The following is a 15,481-nucleotide window of genomic DNA, read 5'->3' as shown; positions in this document are numbered from 1 at the left end:
CCATGCCGGCAGGGTTTTTATTTGTTGTTGGCGTTGGGCTGTCTGGTACTTTGGGGCCAAAGCCGCTAGGCTAACAGCATGATTGTACATGGGATACTGACTTCATGCTGAGCAATTTTGCCAAACCCTTTGTTCGACTGACCGAACGTTATCTGCCAGATCCCTTTGTGCTGGTATTGCTTTTGACCCTGCTGGTATTTGCAGCCGCTGTGCTGTTTCAGCAACAGGCACCGCTGACGGTACTGCGGTATTGGGGGGATGGCTTTTGGGGCCTGCTGAGCTTTGCCATGCAGATGATGCTGGTGCTGGTCACCGGTTTTTTACTGGCGACCACCCCTTTGGTGCAGCGGGCGCTGGATGGGCTGGCTGCCAAGGTGCAGAGTGCCGGTACGGCCATTGTGCTGGTGACGTTGGTCGCACTGATAGCCAGCTGGCTGAACTGGGGCTTTGGTCTGGTGGTGGGCGCTTTTTTTGCCAAAGCACTGGCCAGGCGGGTGGCGGTGGATTACCGTTTGCTGGTGGCCAGTGCCTACTCCGGTTTTGTGATTTGGCATGGTGGCCTGGCAGGCTCGGTGCCACTGACCATTGCTACGGAGGGGCACTTTTCTGAAGCCTTGATTGGCGTGATTCCGACCAGTCAGACCATTTTCTCCGGTTTTAATCTGACACTGACGCTTTTGCTGGTGCTGTTGATCCCACTGTTGAACCGGTTGATGCTGCCGAATAAAGACGAAGCGGTTTTGGTGGATCCGGCCAAACTGGCTGAGCCGGAACAAACAGCGCCTTTGCCAGAGCGTCCGGCTGAGTATCTGGAGCACAGTCACTGGCTGGGCTGGTTGTTTGGTGGCCTTGGGCTTGGTTACTTGTGGCTGTATTTTAGTGATGGCGGTGGGCTGAATTTAAACAGCGTCAATTTGTTGTTTTTATTTGCGGCGATTTTACTGCATCAGAGCCCGCGCAATCTGCTGACCAGTTTGCAGCAGGCGATCAGTGGCAGTGCCGGTATTTTACTGCAGTTTCCATTTTACGCCGGCATGATGGCGGTGATGGTGCAGTCGGGCATGGCGCAAAGTTTGTCACAGTGGTTTGTTGGCTTTGCCAGCAGTGACACCTTGCCGCTGTGGAGCTTTTTAAGTGCTGGTCTGGTCAATATTTTTGTGCCTTCCGGCGGTGGTCAGTGGGCGGTGCAGGCACCGGTGATGCTACCGGCTGCGCTGGAGCTGGGTGCTGATATCGAGCGGGTGGCGATGGCAGTGGCCTGGGGCGATGCCTGGACCAATCTGATTCAGCCGTTCTGGGCCTTGCCAGTGCTGGCGATTGCCGGCTTAAAAGCCAAGGATATTATGGGCTTTTGTTTGCTGCAGCTGCTGCTGACGGGCTTGGTCATCGCTGCGGTACTCACCTGGTACTAAGCAGGTGCTCACTGCCTTTGCCGTACAGAGCCACCAAGTTTTGCTTGAGTTTTGCTATAGTGGCATTACAACCTATTTATGAACCAGGGAGCTGATTCGTATGCAACACATAGTCATTACCGGAGGTAACCGCGGTATAGGTTTATCGCTGGTGAAACAATATTTGGCCAAGGGCTGCAAAGTGACGGTACTGTGCCGTACCATGTCGGCCGAGCTGGCCGATCTGGATGTGACGGTGCACAGTGGCATTGATTTTAGCCAGTCTGAGCAGTTGCAACAGGTGGCTCAGCAGTTTGGCAACAACTCGGTCGATATTCTGATCAACAATGCCGGTATTTTCAGCAATGAAACGCTGAATGATTTGGATCTTAGCCGTATTCATGCACAGTTTCAGGTGGACGCCCTGGCACCACTGGTACTGAGCCACGCCATGCTGCCGGCGCTTAGAAAAGGCAGCAAGATTGCGATGATCACCAGCCGGATGGGTTCGATCAGCGACAATGGATCGGGTGCCTATTACGGTTACCGCATGGCTAAGGCCGCGCTGAACGCAGCCAGTGTATCGCTGAGCCTGGATGTGGCCAGCCAGCAGATTTATGTGGGGATTTACCACCCGGGTTTTGTCAAAACGCAGATGGTGGGCTTTGCCGGCGATATCAGCCCGGATGAGGCTGCCCGTCGTCTGGTTGAGCGCATCAGTGAGCTGTGTGCCGATAACAGCGGCCAGTTTTTCCACAGCAATGGCGATGCGTTGCCCTGGTAGGCAAAGCAGAGCTGTGTACCCTGCTTCACTACGAAACTCTGATGCCTGCTGGGAATGCATTGAGCTGGCCAGCAGGCATGAAGCATTAGTACTTGCTGTCCAGCAGTTGTTGCAACGACTGCAGCTGCTCACGGCTGAGTTCGGTCTGTTCCAGCATACGGCGGATCACTTCCACCTTGTGTTCGGCGACTTTCTGGCGAATATCAAGGATGTGTTCAGCCATCAGCTCATCATCACCACTTCGTATAATCAATTGCTTGATGCCATCTTTATCCTGCCAGTGCACTCTGGGGAGTGGTGGTATAGGCGGAATGGGTGGAAAGTCTGGCCGGCTAAGCAGTCGTTTCAGCTTTTCCTGCCGTTCAGGCTCCAGGCTATCGAATAGTTGCTGCCACTCTGCACTCTCTTGCCAGTCACGGCCTGAAAAGTGCCACTCCTGCCGCTCCCCATCCTGCAGCAAAATGATCCGGGTGGATTGCGAACTGCTGGTTTGCTCTTTGGCCTGGACGGATTGCACACTGCAGCCAGTCATTGCCAGCGCGAGCGCTGCGTAAATCATTGCTTTCATTTGTTGTCTCCTGTGGTATAGGTTCACAGCAGTCAATGAAAAAGCCGTGCCAGAATTAAAACTATTTATTTTCAAATGGTTAATTGAACCCTTGGTCGCTTGTTGCGGATATCATCCTCCTGACTTCCGGATTTGAGGATAGAGTACTGCCAGGATTGACCGGCTAGCCGCTTGAAGCGAGTACAAAGAATACAAAGTGGCTTGTTTTGTATCAGAAATCGCCTTGCTGATGGAGTTGGCATATAGTTTGTAACATAGAGTTTGTAAGTAGATGAATGCTGGTGTGGTTGCTGCTGATTCGCGGAGCAGTCTGGTGGATTTTGGAGTGCAGATGTCGATACGTTGGATTTTATCATTAGGAATTATCGGGCTCTTGCTGGTGATGGCGGTGAGTCAGATTGTATTGATCCAGAGCTTCAGGGAGCGGATTGAACAGCAAATCAGTAGCAGTAGCTCGGAGTTAACTCAGGTGGTGCTGGATGAGGCGAAGCGGCAGTTGATTGAGATCCCGATGCCGCCAACACCGCCGGAGCCGCTGGAGATTCTGCGTGACTTGAAGGTACCGACTCCGGAAGCATTACGCAACCGCGAAGAGCGGGAGGCCTGGCGCCGGGAGCTGCAACAGCAGTTGGAGCAAAACCGCGAGGAACGACAAGCCAGACAACAAGAGATGCAGGCCAGTCAGCAGGAATGGCAAGCCTGGCAGCAGCAGGTGCAACAGCAGGTGCAGCAGCAAGTGCAGCAGAATTTGCGTATTGTGATCCAGCGACAGTGGAGTCCGGAGGCAATCCGGGCGCAGGTGGAACAGGCACAACAGCAAATGCAGTTGCAATCGGCTGCGCCGCTGTTTCGCGAGTTCACTGCCTATACAGTGATGTTGATTGCACTCAGTACCGGCATTGCCATGTTGATCTCCTTATGGTTAGGTCATCGTTTAATTCAGCCATTACAGAGCCTGGTGGCGGGGTTTCGCACCTTGCAGCAGGGGCAGTTGGGGCAGCAGATTGCGGTGCAGGGCTTACGGGAGTACCGCTATGTCAGTGCTCAGTTTAACCAGATGAGTCTCCGGCTGGCTGAGCTGGCAGAGATGGCCGAACAGGCACAGCAACAGCAGCATCTGGTTGAAATTGGTGAGATGAGCAGAGGCCTGGTGCATGCACTGCGTAACCCATTGCATACCCTGACATTATTGATGGAACAACTGGGGGATGAGCCCGATGCTGTCAGGCGTAAGCAGCTGATGCAGCAGGCGGAGCAAAAGATCCAGCACATCAACCGCAGCCTGACCGCGGTGTTAACTTTGAGCTGTGCGGACGTCGATCGGCAACAGCAGGTCTCTGTCAGTGCTATTTTGCAGGATTTGCAGCTTGAATTTTCTGCCAGCCCGGTCCGGATAGAGCTGGATGCACCCACCGATCTGGTGCTGGCCGGAGCCGAGCAAGAGCTACGCGCTATTATCCATACCTTGTTGAGCAATGCGGTGGAAGCAAGTCCGGTCAATGGCATCATTCGTATCCAGCTGGATGCAGCGTGTGCTGCGCTTTGCATCACCGATCAGGGCGACGGCCTGGAGCCGGCTATCGCCGAGCAATTGTTTCAGCCACATATCAGCAGCAAGCCAGCAGGCGCTGGCATGGGCCTTTACATTGCCCAGCGTCTGATGCAGCGTTACTATCAGGGACGAATTGCCCTGGAAAATTATGAGTCCGGTGGCTGCCGGGCCTGCTTATTTTTTGCGGAATCAAAGAAATGAAGAGCACCTTATTGCTGGTAGAGGACGACCCGCAGCAGCGTGAGCTGCTGATCCAAATCCTTAGCGCTGAGCCCTATCAGATCCTGGCTGCTGACTCGGTGGAAAGCGCCATTTTGCTGCTGAAAGAACACCGGGATATCCAGCTGGTGTTCAGTGACTGGAAGCTCGGAGCCCGCACTGCCATGCAGTTATTGCAGTATGTGCGTCAGCACCTGCCGGAGCTTGGCTTTGTGGTTGCGACTGCTTATGGCTCCATCAGTCATGCAGTGGAGGCAATTCAGGCCGGGGCTGATGATTACCTCAGCAAGCCTTTCAAGCGGCAGGAGCTGCTGCTGGCCATTGAAAAAGCCCTGCGGGCATCGACACTGCGGCTGCAAAATCGCCGCTTGACGGCCAGTTTGTCGGAGCAACAACAACTGGTCGATCTGGTCGGTAAGGCGCCCTGTATGCAGCAGCTGTTTGAGCGCATCAGCCGGATTTCACCGACTCAGGCCACGGTGTTGATCACCGGCGAAAGTGGTACCGGCAAAGAGCTGGCAGCGCGGGCGCTGCACCAGCTGTCGCCACGGCATCAGGGTCCTTTTATGGCGCTAAACTGTGGCGCCATCCCGGAGCATCTGGCCGAAGCTGAACTGTTTGGCGCTGAGAAAGGGGCTTACACCGGGGCCAGTCAGAGCAAAGCCGGCAAATTCGAAGCTGCGCAGGGGGGCACCATTTTCCTGGATGAAATTGCCGAGTTACCGTTAAACCTGCAGGCTAAGTTATTGCGTTTATTGCAAGAAGGCACCGTCACCCGGTTGGGCAGTCATCAGGAAATTGCGTTGGATATCCGGGTAGTCGCTGCGACCCATCAAAACTTAGTCAAAGCCGTGGAAGAAGGCCGATTTCGGGAGGACTTGTATTACCGGTTGAATGTGGTGCCGATTCGGATGCCTGCGCTTAGAGAGCGGGCAGAAGACATTCCGCAACTTATCCGGCATTTTCTTCGCCTGCACCAGCAACGCTATCAGTTGCAAGTGCCAGAGCTCAGTAAGACGGTGTTGCGGCAGCTGATGGATTATCACTGGCCGGGCAATGTACGGGAGCTTAGTAACCGACTGGAACGTTTTGTGCTGTTAGGGGATGAGCAGGAGTTGGTGCAGGATTTGCGCAGCAAAGCAAATTCAGCCGTGCTGGCTGGGGGGGCTTTTCGGCTGCCGGAGCAAGGCATGGCCTTTGATGCTCTGGAGCAGCAATGCTTACAGCAGGCTCTGGCGCTGGCCGAGGGCAACAAAACCAAGGCCGCTAAATTGCTGGATATGCCTTATAAGGCCTTTTTGTACCGGCTGGAGAAGTTCAATCTGGTGCCCTGAGTTGTCATTTTCTGCCTCTCACAAAGCCTGGCTGGCGGTTTTTTGTACAGTATACGCTATACTAGAAACAGGCGCCGTTACCGCCAGGCGGTATGCCATTGTGCAACGCATAAGGAGGCATCGCCATGACATCCAAACGCATTATTTTGTGCTGTGACGGCACCTGGAATGAACCGCAGGAAAACCCAACCAACATTGTGAAGATTGCCCGTGCTATCCAGCCGAAGGCTGAGGATGGCCGTCATCAGGTGGTGTTTTATGACCAGGGGGTAGGTACCTTTGGTCGGGTGGATCGCTTTTTTGGCGGTGCATTTGGCATGGGGGTGGCGCGCAATGTGTTAAGGGCTTACCGCTTCTTAGTCCACAACTACCAGCCGGGTGATGAAATCTACTGCTTTGGTTTTAGTCGTGGCGCTTATACGGCACGGGCTGTGGTCGGGATGGTCCATGCCCTGGGGTTGGTGTCAAAGCAACAATTGCACCAGTTAGGGGAAGCGTATCGTTACTACCGCTCAGCCCCCGAGCAACGGGCAACGCAATGGTTAAACAACCCTTATCAGCACAATTACCGGCCAACCATTCGCATGGCGGGTGTCTTTGATACGGTGGGGGCTCTGGGTGTGCCGGTGCTGGCGCTTAACCATTGGGGCCGCTCCCGGATTGGCTTTTTTGATACCCATTTAAGTCCTCTGGTTAAACATGCCTACCACGCGCTGGCGCTGGATGAAAAACGGGAGCCGTTTGCGCCGGATTTGTGGACCGGGGACATTCTGCCCGATCAACAGGTTGAGCAATGCTGGTTTGCCGGTGTTCACTCCGATATTGGCGGTGGCTATCCTCGTACTGGATTATCGGATACCTGTCTGGAATGGATGCTGGAAAAAGCCAGAGCGCTTGGGTTGAGCTTTGATGAGTTCTACCTGGAGCAACAGCTTCGCACTGCACCGATGCAGCGTGAACACAACTCCTATACCTGGCCTTACCGTTTGTTGGCTTTACTCAACAATGGGGTCTATATCCGCCGTATTTATGGCAGAAGCAATGAAGCTGCGATGGGAGTGCGGGTTCACAGCAGTGTTTATCAGCGTATTGAGTCGGGTTACTACCAACCCCAAAACCCGGATTTGCCAGCTAGCCTTAAGGATTATCTGGCCAGCCTGCCGGATGGCGCGCCTGACACGGCAGTCAAGGTAGCGGCAAACGATGGCAGTGAGCGGCGGCAATACCCGCGTTTGGCGGCAAAAGCGGAGGCCGACTCAGCCCGCTTGTATCTATCCACAGAGGCGTTTGAATGTCAGGTGCTGGATTACAGTGAACAAGGCGGGGTGCGGTTGCGTTGCAGCAAAGCTATGCATCCAGGTACGCGATTGCAGCTGGCTTTTGAGAAAACCGGGCTGCGTCAGGCGGTATGCGTTTGGCAGCGCGGTGATGAGAGCGGAATTCGTTTTGCAGCTTGAGCTATGCAAGGCACTTTTCTGCTAGCGGCAGACAAATGCCTTGCATGTATCAATGAAGGTGCTTGCTCACTGTGATCCGGTGATCATATCTGTAATGGTTGAGCTGGTTCCATTCGAGCGTATTACCGAGCATGGGGAACCTGAGTTTTCACAGTTTGTACCCCGGATTCTGCTGCCGATGGAGCCCCGGATATACTGTCCTGAATTATCCAACTGGCGAGCCAGGCTACCAAGTTGAGAAGTCAGCTGATTACGTTGTCCAACAACCTGGATCACCTCGATAGAATCCACGTCATTGAAGTATGCTACCAGCTCATGTTGTTCTGCATCCTGCTGCAATGTATCAATAATGTCTTGCAGTTGTGCCCGGGCATTTGGGTAACCGTGGATAGCAAGGTTGCGGAAAGTTCGTCCGGCAGCCTCGAGATCTTGCTCCGTCCCCAGGCCAAAGGTTTGCAGGCGGGCATACAGATACATAGAGTCCATATGACGTTGTTCATCGCCCTTTTTAAGTAGCTCCGCTGCCTTGGTAATATCTTCAGGTTGGTGTGTCTGAATGAGCTTGCTGGCTTTTAGGTAGAGTGCTGGTGCATAATTCTGTGCTACAGCCCGGTCTAGCAGTTCTTCTGCTTTTACAGCATCTTGTGGCAGCAGAAAACCCCGCTGGTACCAGTCGGATTGCAGATACATCGCCATGGCACTGCCCTGGCGCACGCCCTGTTGCAAGAAGCGCAATGCTTCATCGGCATCGTATTCGTAACCTTCACCACTGGCGTAGGCCAAGGCAATCACGGCTGATGCATCACCACTACCATAGCGGGATAAGCGACGCAGGGTTCGTAAATCGCTGCTGCATTCTCCTTGCTCACATACCGAAAGGCCAATGCCAATCTCCTGTTGATCGGATGGTTGCTGCTGCTCAGATAGCTGGGCTGGGGTAGATAGCAGCAAGCCTAAAGCTGTAAAAGTGCACAATGTCATTAATTTCATAGCGATTCCCTGCAAAGTAACAGTTTGTTCTTGTTGATAGTTCAGTGGAATCAAGGCAGAAAGTCAATGATGATTTTTTATCATAATGTAACAGTATATTAATTGTGGCTGACTTGCTCTGGTCAAATTGCGAGCAAAGTTTTGGATCTAACTACCATTCGCAGCTATGCTGTTAAGTCTTAGCAAAACAAAGACGGCTCCGGGAGTAATGAGTCGCTGCGAAGATGAACTAAAACAAGGATGCGGACTATGTTGCAATTAAAACATTTACTCACACTTCTGCTGGTGTTTTTTTCTGGTTGGGTGGTAGGTGATTCGTTGAAACTGGATATGGAGCCTGGCCTTTGGGAGCACAGCTTCTCGATGCAAAGTGAAAGTGGAGAGCTGGAGCGGGCAATGGAAGAAGCCAAGCGCCAGCTGGAAGGCTTGCCAGCAGCGCAGCGTCGGATGATGGAGTCGATGCTGGAGCAGCAAGGCATTCGCTTTGGCGGTAGCAGCTCCTCCATTCAGGTGTGTTTAACCCAGCAGGATATAGAGCAAGGCAGTATGCCGCAGCAGGAAGGCTGTGAGCAGACTCTTGAACCTCAAGGCGATAACCGTTTTCGTTTTAGTTTCCGGTGCGATACCAACCCACCCTCCAGTGGTCAGGGAGAAATGGTGCTGGAAAGTTCGCGCTCCTACCGCGGCAATGCAGAGTTTACCACCGAGGTGAATGGTCGTGCAGAACGCATGACTATGCAGCAGCAAGGCAAGTGGCTGCGAGCGGAGTGTGGTTAATACGAAAAGAGTGAGCCTGCCAGGCTTTTGCTGACGGCTCACTCAGGTTCACTTAAGTCAGGCGTTTAAATGCGAAGACAGCCAATGCACCAAGCAGGCTAGTGCTTGCAATGAGTAGTAGCAGGTGCAGCCACAGCGCATGGCCCTGATCCATGGCAATGACTTTCAGGCCAATTTGCGATAAGTGATAGCTGGGCCAAATCCAGCTGGCGTGTTGCAGCACTTGCGGTAGTAGGGTGATGGGTAGCCATAAGCCGGATAAAAAGGCCATTGGCAGGTACAGCAGGTTGACTACACCCGGTGCAGCTTTATCACTCAGAGTTAGGCCTAAAATCAGCCCGATTAAGGCAAAAGGCAAGGTGCCAAGCAGCAGTACCAGTACCAGCAGCACCCACTGTGTAGCGAGAAGCTGCACATCGGCCAGTAGCACGGCAATGCTAAACAGTGTGATGATAATCACCAGTGCAAACACAAGGGCGGTAATGAGCTTCGCCAGCAAATAGGCCCCAAGCGGCATCGGCGACAGTCGTTTTAAGGTAAGCCAGCCATGTGCCCGGTCGCTTGCAATTGTCATGGCAAAATTAAACATGGCCGGGCCCATAATGCCAAAGCAGGCGTAGGTCACCAGCATATAGGTGCTTGCCGAACCGGTATTTAAAAAAACACCAAAAAACACATAGAAAATGGTAGGAAATGCCAGCGCTGGCAACACAAAACCAGGTGTGCGCCAGACACTGACTAAGTCGTACCAGGCTTCTTTACGATAGACAATGGCAGTAGTCATGCGGCGTGCTCCTTGTGAGTGGTGTCGTTTTGGGTGAGTTGTAAAAATGCCTGCTCCAGCCCGACCGACCGTATTTCCAGCTGGCGGACGCTATCATCGGCCAGCAGCAGAGCTTTTACGGTGCACTCAGCATGGCTGCTGTGGAGGATGCAAAGGCTGTGCTCGCGCTGCAGATGCTGGACGCCTGGCAGGGTCAGCAAAGCCTGGTCAGTTAAGGTGCTTTCGCATTGAATGACTTTGTAGTGGGTTAAGGCTTTGAGCTCCGCCGGGCTGCCACTCGCCACCACCACGCCTTGATTCAGCACAGTGATCCGATCCGCCAGTTGTTCAGCCTCTTCCAGATAATGGGTGGTGAGCACAACGGCTACCCCCTGCTGTTTTAGCTGTTGCACTTGCTGCCACAAAGCGCGCCTTGCCTCAACGTCCATGCCGAGCGTTGGCTCGTCCAGAAACACCAGGTTCGGCTTAGCCGCCAGGGCCAGTGCAAACAACAAACGCTGCTTCTGACCACCGGATAAACGGCCAAAGCGCTGTTGGCTATGAGCTTCCAGCCCGGCCAGAGCGACCAGCTCCGTAGCGCTGTAGCCATGGACATAGTAGCTGCTGAACAAATCGCACTGCTCAAACACGGTGAGGTTGGCGCTCAGGTTGCCGATTTGCATCATCACGCCCAGTTGCTGGCGTAAGGCCCTGCTGCGCGTGCTGCCCTGTTGCAACTCACCAAAGAGGTTTATCTCGCCACTGTCGGCCTTGATCAAACCCAAAATAGCCGAAATGAAGGTGGTCTTTCCTGCTCCGTTCGGGCCCAGAATGCAGAGTACCTCGCCGGCAGCCAACTGGATATCCACGCCGGCTAGCACAGTAGTGGCGTCATACGCTTTGGTCAGGCGTTTTACGTCGAGTGCGAACATTGCTTTACTCCTCTGTCACGGCATGGCTGTGCAGAAACTGCGTGATTTGCTGGGTAAGCCACTCGGGCGCATCCGCCATAATGAAATGTTTGGAGTCTGCAGCAAAAGCGAAGCTGTGGTACTGTGCCGGGGCATTGGCCAGCTGGTTTTCATAATTTGCCTGTACCTGTTCAGGCGTGCTGTAGGGAGCGCCATGTTGCAGTGCTCCAAGTGTTAGCACTGGCACGCGGATATTGCCCAATTGTGGTCTTAAGTCAGCCTGCATCAATTCGCCCATCACGCGGCCTGCGGTCATGTCATCGGAGCGGAACATGTCGTTCTCAATGAGCTGATGCCAGCTTTCGTTATTCGCCATACTTTGGGCCATAGCCATAGGGTCAAAATTTGCCGGGGCGGCATTTTGGCGAGCACTATCACTGGCTGTGCTCTGAGCAAAAAGTGCGCCCAGTGCTGGTAAGCCATCGATATTTATCGCACCGCCGATAGCTTCGGGGGCCGTTGCGGCTAAAGCCAGTGCCAGGTAGCCCCCCAATGAATGGCCAATGACTACCGGTTTATTCAGTTGCTGCTGCCGGATATAGCGCAAAATCGCCTCTTGCTGGGTCGGTAAAAAGCCATGCTCCCACGCCTCATGTGCCAGCGGCATCACCCCGCCAAAGCCGGCCAGTGTGAACACATGCAGCTGATAGTCCGCCTGCAGTGCCTCGACGGTGCTGTGCCACACATCGCCGGAAGATGCCAGGCCAGGAATAAGCAGAACGGCTGGTCCCTCTCCGACTACCGTTACCTCGAAACAAGCACAGACAGAGTGTTCTGCATTTTGCGTGGTTGCCTGTTGAGCGGTGCTCGCCTGTGAGGTGTCCGCCTGGGCGGCTGTCGCAGGCAGGCTGACCAAAGCGCCGGCTACACCTACAGCCAGAATCAGGCTGCGAAGTGGGGTGTTGAATGATGTCATAGTAAGTGCCTCATACTTGATGGTTGTCGATGAGGGCAGTTTAGGCCGGAGCGATCGTTTGCATAGGTAACGCTTGTCAGCAATTGAGGATGACAACTGTCATGCCATTCTGTGATGGTTGTCACTGGCACAGTCGCAGTCATTGCGCTTACACTGTTTGCAGTTAAGTGCGGGAGAACCAGATGCAACCCTTCGATAAAATGGAGACAAAACTTAGCTGGGTTTATCTGATCAACCTGGTGTTCTTTATTATTCCGTTATTTACCATCCGTTTTGAGCTCTGGCAGTACCTTGCGATGGCTACGGCCTTGCTGATTTTCCTTTATTGCTATTTTTGGGCTTATCGTTGCAATCGCAATGAGATGGTCAAACCCGTTGTTGGTATTGTGGTCGTTGCGACGTTGATCACACCGGTGAATTACGGCGCTATCGCCTTATTTGCCTATGCCGGCTTTTTTATCGGCTATGCCTGCAGGCTACAGCGTTATCTGCTTCTTATGACGATGCTCATCGTGTTGTTGGTGCTGCTCTATGTCTTGCTGGGTATTCAATGGGAGCTGTTTCTGCTGATGGGGGTCCCCGTTGTGCTGGGCGTCAGCCTGTTAGGCCGTGTTGAGCAAGCCAAGCAGCGACAGCGATTGGCAGAGCGACAAAGTGCCGATGAAATTAAGCAGTTGGCAACCATGGTTGAGCGGGAGCGTATTGGCCGCGATTTGCACGATATATTAGGCCATACGTTATCAAGCATTATCCTAAAGGCTGATTTAGCAGAGAAATTGCTAATGCACCAGCAAACAGATGCCGCCCGGCAGCAGCTTAGCGAGTTGAGTCAAATCGCACGGGATGCGCTTAGTCAGGTACGGCAAAGTGTGTCAGGCTACAAACATCAGGGCTTAACGGCAGAAGTAACCAAACTGCTCAATCGCTTGCGCGATGCGGGTTTTCAGGCCGAACTTCACGGGGAGCTTCCCATCTTGGATCCTCGCCGTGAAACAGCCGTGGTGTTGGCCTTAACCGAGTTGGTGACCAACATTATGCGTCACAGCCAGGGCGATAGTTGCCAATTAAGTTTTGTGCAGCAGGGCAAGCAATTGCAGATTCAGCTCAGTGATAATGGTCGTTGCTCTGAACTCAAAGAAGGCAATGGGATTACAGGCTTACGCGAACGGCTGGCGGCCATTGGCGCAACGCTGGCGCTGGAACAAAGTGATGGCGTGACGGCCAGCATTCAACTTTCACTGCAGGAACAGACAGCATGAAAATTTTATTGGCCGAAGATCAGGCGATGGTCCGTACAGCCCTTGCCAGCCTGCTGCGATTGGAATCCGGTTTTGACGTTACCGAAGCAGCTGATGGTGACCAGGCACTGACGCTGTTAAAGCAACAGCCGTTTGACTTGCTGCTAAGCGATATCGAAATGCCGGGAAAAACCGGCATTGAGCTGGCGCACTATGTCCAACAGCACAAGTTAACTACCAAAGTGGTGATCATCACCACCTTTGGTCGTGCTGGTTATGTCAAGCGGGCGATGGATGCTGGTGTCGGTGGCTTTTTGTTAAAAGATGCGCCGGTTGAGCAGCTGGTGCAAGCTATTGCACAAGTGATGGCCGGTAGAAAAGTGGTCGACAGCGAACTGTTGCTAAACTCACTGGGCGAACAGGATCCACTCAGTGATAAAGAGCGCCAGGCGTTACGCTTGGCGGCGGATGGTAAAAGTACCAGTGAAATCGCGGCGGCCCTTTATATTGCAGAAGGTACCGCCCGTAACTACTTATCTGACGCGATCAACAAGTTAGATGCCGCCAACCGGATTGATGCGGCCCGTATCGCGCGGCAGAAGGGCTGGTTGTAAGCAGAGCCCTAGCTATGAGCGCATTTGTTGCCGGCTTTCAATCGCAGTAATTCTCCCTTGCACCAAGGTGATGCTGACCAGATAATTGCCACCGATCGAGCCCGGTAAAATATAAGACCAGGTTTCGACACGCTCGCCTGCTTGTCCGGGCTCCATGCTGATAGCATGCACCTCGACATCTTTGCTCAGGGGCTGACCGGCCCGATCCAGCAGTTCGATACGGCTCATATTACAGCTAAGCAGCTTGCCATCTTTCATGCGAAAGCCGCAGGCTGAAGCACTAAATGAGCTGACCATCAGGGTGCCAGCCAACAGAAGCATGAAGATACGCATGATATTCTCCGCGATAGGTAGTTGTTTGAGTGTAAAGCACATACCTTAAAGGCAGATGAATGTTAACCGGATATGCCTAGCCCTTATTCCATAAGTTCTGATGGGCTGGCAGGCTAAAAAAATCGTTAGGCTGCCAGCAGCGGGGCAGCAATTGCCGTAAGAAGCGTTGTTCGGCATCGGCAAATAATTTGCTCAGGATCTCCCGCAGCCGCTCCGGTGGCACCACTTCAAGCTGCTTACGGGCCGTTCGAAAATAAAGGTTCTGTGCCGTTGGAACAGCGTAGTCTTTACCGGTATTTTTATACTGCAGGTTGCGGGTAACAATACGACAGTGCGGAACCTGAGGCTCCGCCGGGTAAAGTGCATTTACAATGGCGAACTCGTATTTATCCCGGCTTTGCTCGCTGGCTCTGGCTGGAATAAAAGCCAGGCCATAGCCTTGAGGGAACAAGCCAGTGATGCGCAGTAACTGATCCACCCAGTCAGCACTATACAGCTGTTGCTGAACACCCTGCTTTAAGAGCAAGGCGGCTTTGGGCAAAGCTTCGTAGCGGAAGCGTTTGCGCCCCGGCATCACAATGGATGCATAGACCTGAGGCACTTTCAGCAGGTTACCGCTACCCTGGCCTGGTACCTGGGTTGCTTCCAGCAGCTGCTTTATCCACTGTTGTTGCTTCTGCTGTTGCTGCTCATGCTGCTGGCGCTCTGTTTTATCGCTGCCCTGATAGGGCCAGACACCTAACCCCTGCTGCACTAATTGCAAGCTGCCCTGATGGCTTTGCAGTAAGAACTGATAACGTGCATCGCTATCCAGCTCAGTCAGTGGATCCAGTCGTCGCTCCGAATTATGCAGCAGCTTCTGCGCCGCTGGATGCAGTTGCCCAAATTCCTGTACCAGGATGGCTTGCAACAGAGGCAGCTGGATCTGGTTTCTAAAAGGGCACAGAGTACTTGCGGTAGGATCGGACTGGCGCTGTTGCCAACAATGCTGCCAGCTGGATGGCATTTGTTCCCGCTCCAACCGGTGATCGAGCAATCGCAGCGCCAGCACCATCTTGTACAGCAGCTTATAACTGAACTGCACCTCCAATGCGCGCTTGGGCTGATGAGGTACCAGCAACTGCAAACTACCCAGCACCCTGGCTGAGCGGGTCAGGGTTTCCGATTTGCTTTCGCCCTCGCACAGTTGCAGCAGCAGCTCACAGCAATAGATACTTTGCTCCAGTCGCTTTAAACGCTGCTGTTCCAATTGGTAACTTAACTCTGTGTAGCGACGACGATGTTGGCTTAGTGCCGGGTCTGGCAGTTTTTTTGCATTCTGCCAGTTTTGCTGCAGGTTCACCAATTCTTGCCAGCCAGGTTGTTCTTGTTGAAAGTAAGCTCGCACCAGACCAAAGAGTGAGTCTTGTGGCTGGCTGGCCTGGTAAAGGGCCGTCAGCAAGAAATTTAGCTGCCGCAAAAAGACATTGGCATATATGGTTTTATCCGCGGTTTTGGCCAAGACGATTACCTCATCCTATCAATGCAACTGCTGACCTGTAGTGCCTTTAGCAAGCACCAACTTGGTTGAAAGC

At 53.3% G+C, this 15,481-nt stretch carries 15 protein-coding genes; 8 read left to right on the top strand and 7 right to left on the bottom strand.

The features are described from left to right. The first annotated feature begins 104 nt into the window (after positions 1 to 104). Entirely contained in the window at positions 105 to 1,412 is a 1,308-nt protein-coding gene (locus QWY20_RS16225; protein ID WP_330130053.1) for a short-chain fatty acid transporter, read from the top strand. A gap of 100 nt (positions 1,413 to 1,512) precedes the next feature. Next, positions 1,513 to 2,175 carry an SDR family oxidoreductase gene (locus QWY20_RS16220; protein ID WP_330130052.1) on the top strand — a complete coding sequence of 221 codons (663 nt, stop codon included), beginning with the start codon at positions 1,513 to 1,515 and terminating at the stop codon, positions 2,173 to 2,175. An 85-nt stretch (positions 2,176 to 2,260) separates the two neighbouring features. Here the strand turns inward: QWY20_RS16220 and QWY20_RS16215 are convergent, their stop codons facing one another. Continuing rightward, a complete protein-coding gene (locus tag QWY20_RS16215; protein WP_330130051.1) occupies positions 2,261 to 2,743 on the bottom strand; it encodes a hypothetical protein in 483 nt (160 codons plus the stop codon). A 331-nt stretch (positions 2,744 to 3,074) separates the two neighbouring features. Between QWY20_RS16215 and QWY20_RS16210 the strand changes: the two genes are divergently transcribed. The 3 genes from QWY20_RS16210 to QWY20_RS16200 all read left to right on the top strand — a co-directional run bounded on the left by QWY20_RS16210 (position 3,075) and on the right by QWY20_RS16200 (position 7,305). After that, complete coding sequence (locus QWY20_RS16210; RefSeq protein ID WP_330130050.1) at positions 3,075 to 4,496, top strand: HAMP domain-containing sensor histidine kinase; 1,422 nt, start codon at positions 3,075 to 3,077, stop codon at positions 4,494 to 4,496. Next, the gene (locus QWY20_RS16205) at positions 4,493 to 5,848 is read left to right on the top strand and encodes a sigma-54-dependent transcriptional regulator (protein WP_330130049.1); all 1,356 of its coding nucleotides are present in this window, start codon (positions 4,493 to 4,495) and stop codon (positions 5,846 to 5,848) included. The genes QWY20_RS16210 and QWY20_RS16205 overlap by 4 nt, the downstream gene beginning before the upstream one ends. A 125-nt stretch (positions 5,849 to 5,973) precedes the next feature. Then, positions 5,974 to 7,305: a phospholipase effector Tle1 domain-containing protein gene (locus tag QWY20_RS16200; protein ID WP_330130048.1), complete on the top strand. Its 1,332-nt coding sequence runs from the start codon at positions 5,974 to 5,976 to the stop codon at positions 7,303 to 7,305. 66 nt (positions 7,306 to 7,371) lie between these two features. On the opposite strand, the gene QWY20_RS16195 is transcribed toward QWY20_RS16200, so the two are convergent. Then, positions 7,372 to 8,295, bottom strand: a complete 924-nt coding sequence (locus tag QWY20_RS16195) for a tetratricopeptide repeat protein (RefSeq protein ID WP_330130047.1) — start codon at positions 8,293 to 8,295, stop codon at positions 7,372 to 7,374. Between the two features lie 249 nt (positions 8,296 to 8,544). Here QWY20_RS16195 and QWY20_RS16190 point away from each other — a divergent pair, with 249 nt between their 5' ends. After that, positions 8,545 to 9,072 (top strand): DUF3617 domain-containing protein, encoded by a 528-nt coding sequence (locus QWY20_RS16190; protein ID WP_330130046.1) that lies wholly within the window; start codon positions 8,545 to 8,547, stop codon positions 9,070 to 9,072. A gap of 52 nt (positions 9,073 to 9,124) precedes the next feature. On the opposite strand, the gene QWY20_RS16185 is transcribed toward QWY20_RS16190, so the two are convergent. From QWY20_RS16185 to QWY20_RS16175, 3 genes are read right to left on the bottom strand one after another with little or no spacing between them, the layout of a single operon-like run. Next, positions 9,125 to 9,856, bottom strand: a complete 732-nt coding sequence (locus tag QWY20_RS16185) for an ABC transporter permease (protein ID WP_330130045.1) — start codon at positions 9,854 to 9,856, stop codon at positions 9,125 to 9,127. Further along, on the bottom strand, positions 9,853 to 10,767 hold the full coding sequence (locus QWY20_RS16180; protein WP_330130044.1) for an ABC transporter ATP-binding protein: 915 nt from the start codon (positions 10,765 to 10,767) through the stop codon (positions 9,853 to 9,855). Before QWY20_RS16180 ends, QWY20_RS16185 begins: the two co-directional genes overlap by 4 nt. 4 nt (positions 10,768 to 10,771) lie before the next feature. After that, the gene (locus tag QWY20_RS16175) at positions 10,772 to 11,722 is read right to left on the bottom strand and encodes an alpha/beta fold hydrolase (protein ID WP_330130043.1); all 951 of its coding nucleotides are present in this window, start codon (positions 11,720 to 11,722) and stop codon (positions 10,772 to 10,774) included. A 182-nt stretch (positions 11,723 to 11,904) separates the two neighbouring features. Here QWY20_RS16175 and QWY20_RS16170 point away from each other — a divergent pair, with 182 nt between their 5' ends. Together QWY20_RS16170 and QWY20_RS16165 are read left to right on the top strand one after the other, a co-directional pair. Beyond that, entirely contained in the window at positions 11,905 to 12,981 is a 1,077-nt protein-coding gene (locus QWY20_RS16170; protein WP_330130042.1) for a sensor histidine kinase, read from the top strand. Beyond that, entirely contained in the window at positions 12,978 to 13,574 is a 597-nt protein-coding gene (locus tag QWY20_RS16165) for a response regulator transcription factor (protein WP_330130041.1), read from the top strand. Before QWY20_RS16170 ends, QWY20_RS16165 begins: the two co-directional genes overlap by 4 nt. A 12-nt stretch (positions 13,575 to 13,586) precedes the next feature. Here the strand turns inward: QWY20_RS16165 and QWY20_RS16160 are convergent, their stop codons facing one another. Next, the gene (locus QWY20_RS16160; RefSeq protein WP_330130040.1) at positions 13,587 to 13,907 is read right to left on the bottom strand and encodes a hypothetical protein; all 321 of its coding nucleotides are present in this window, start codon (positions 13,905 to 13,907) and stop codon (positions 13,587 to 13,589) included. A gap of 76 nt (positions 13,908 to 13,983) precedes the next feature. Next, the gene (locus tag QWY20_RS16155) at positions 13,984 to 15,408 is read right to left on the bottom strand and encodes a hypothetical protein (RefSeq protein WP_330130039.1); all 1,425 of its coding nucleotides are present in this window, start codon (positions 15,406 to 15,408) and stop codon (positions 13,984 to 13,986) included. Positions 15,409 to 15,481: the final 73 nt, after the last annotated feature.

This window comes from Alkalimonas cellulosilytica (assembly GCF_036325985.1).
In the GTDB taxonomy this organism is placed as follows: Bacteria; Pseudomonadota; Gammaproteobacteria; order Enterobacterales; family Alteromonadaceae; genus Alkalimonas; species Alkalimonas cellulosilytica.
The sequence above is the reverse complement of the archived record's forward strand: the minus strand, read 5'-3'. Positions and strand labels throughout refer to the sequence as shown.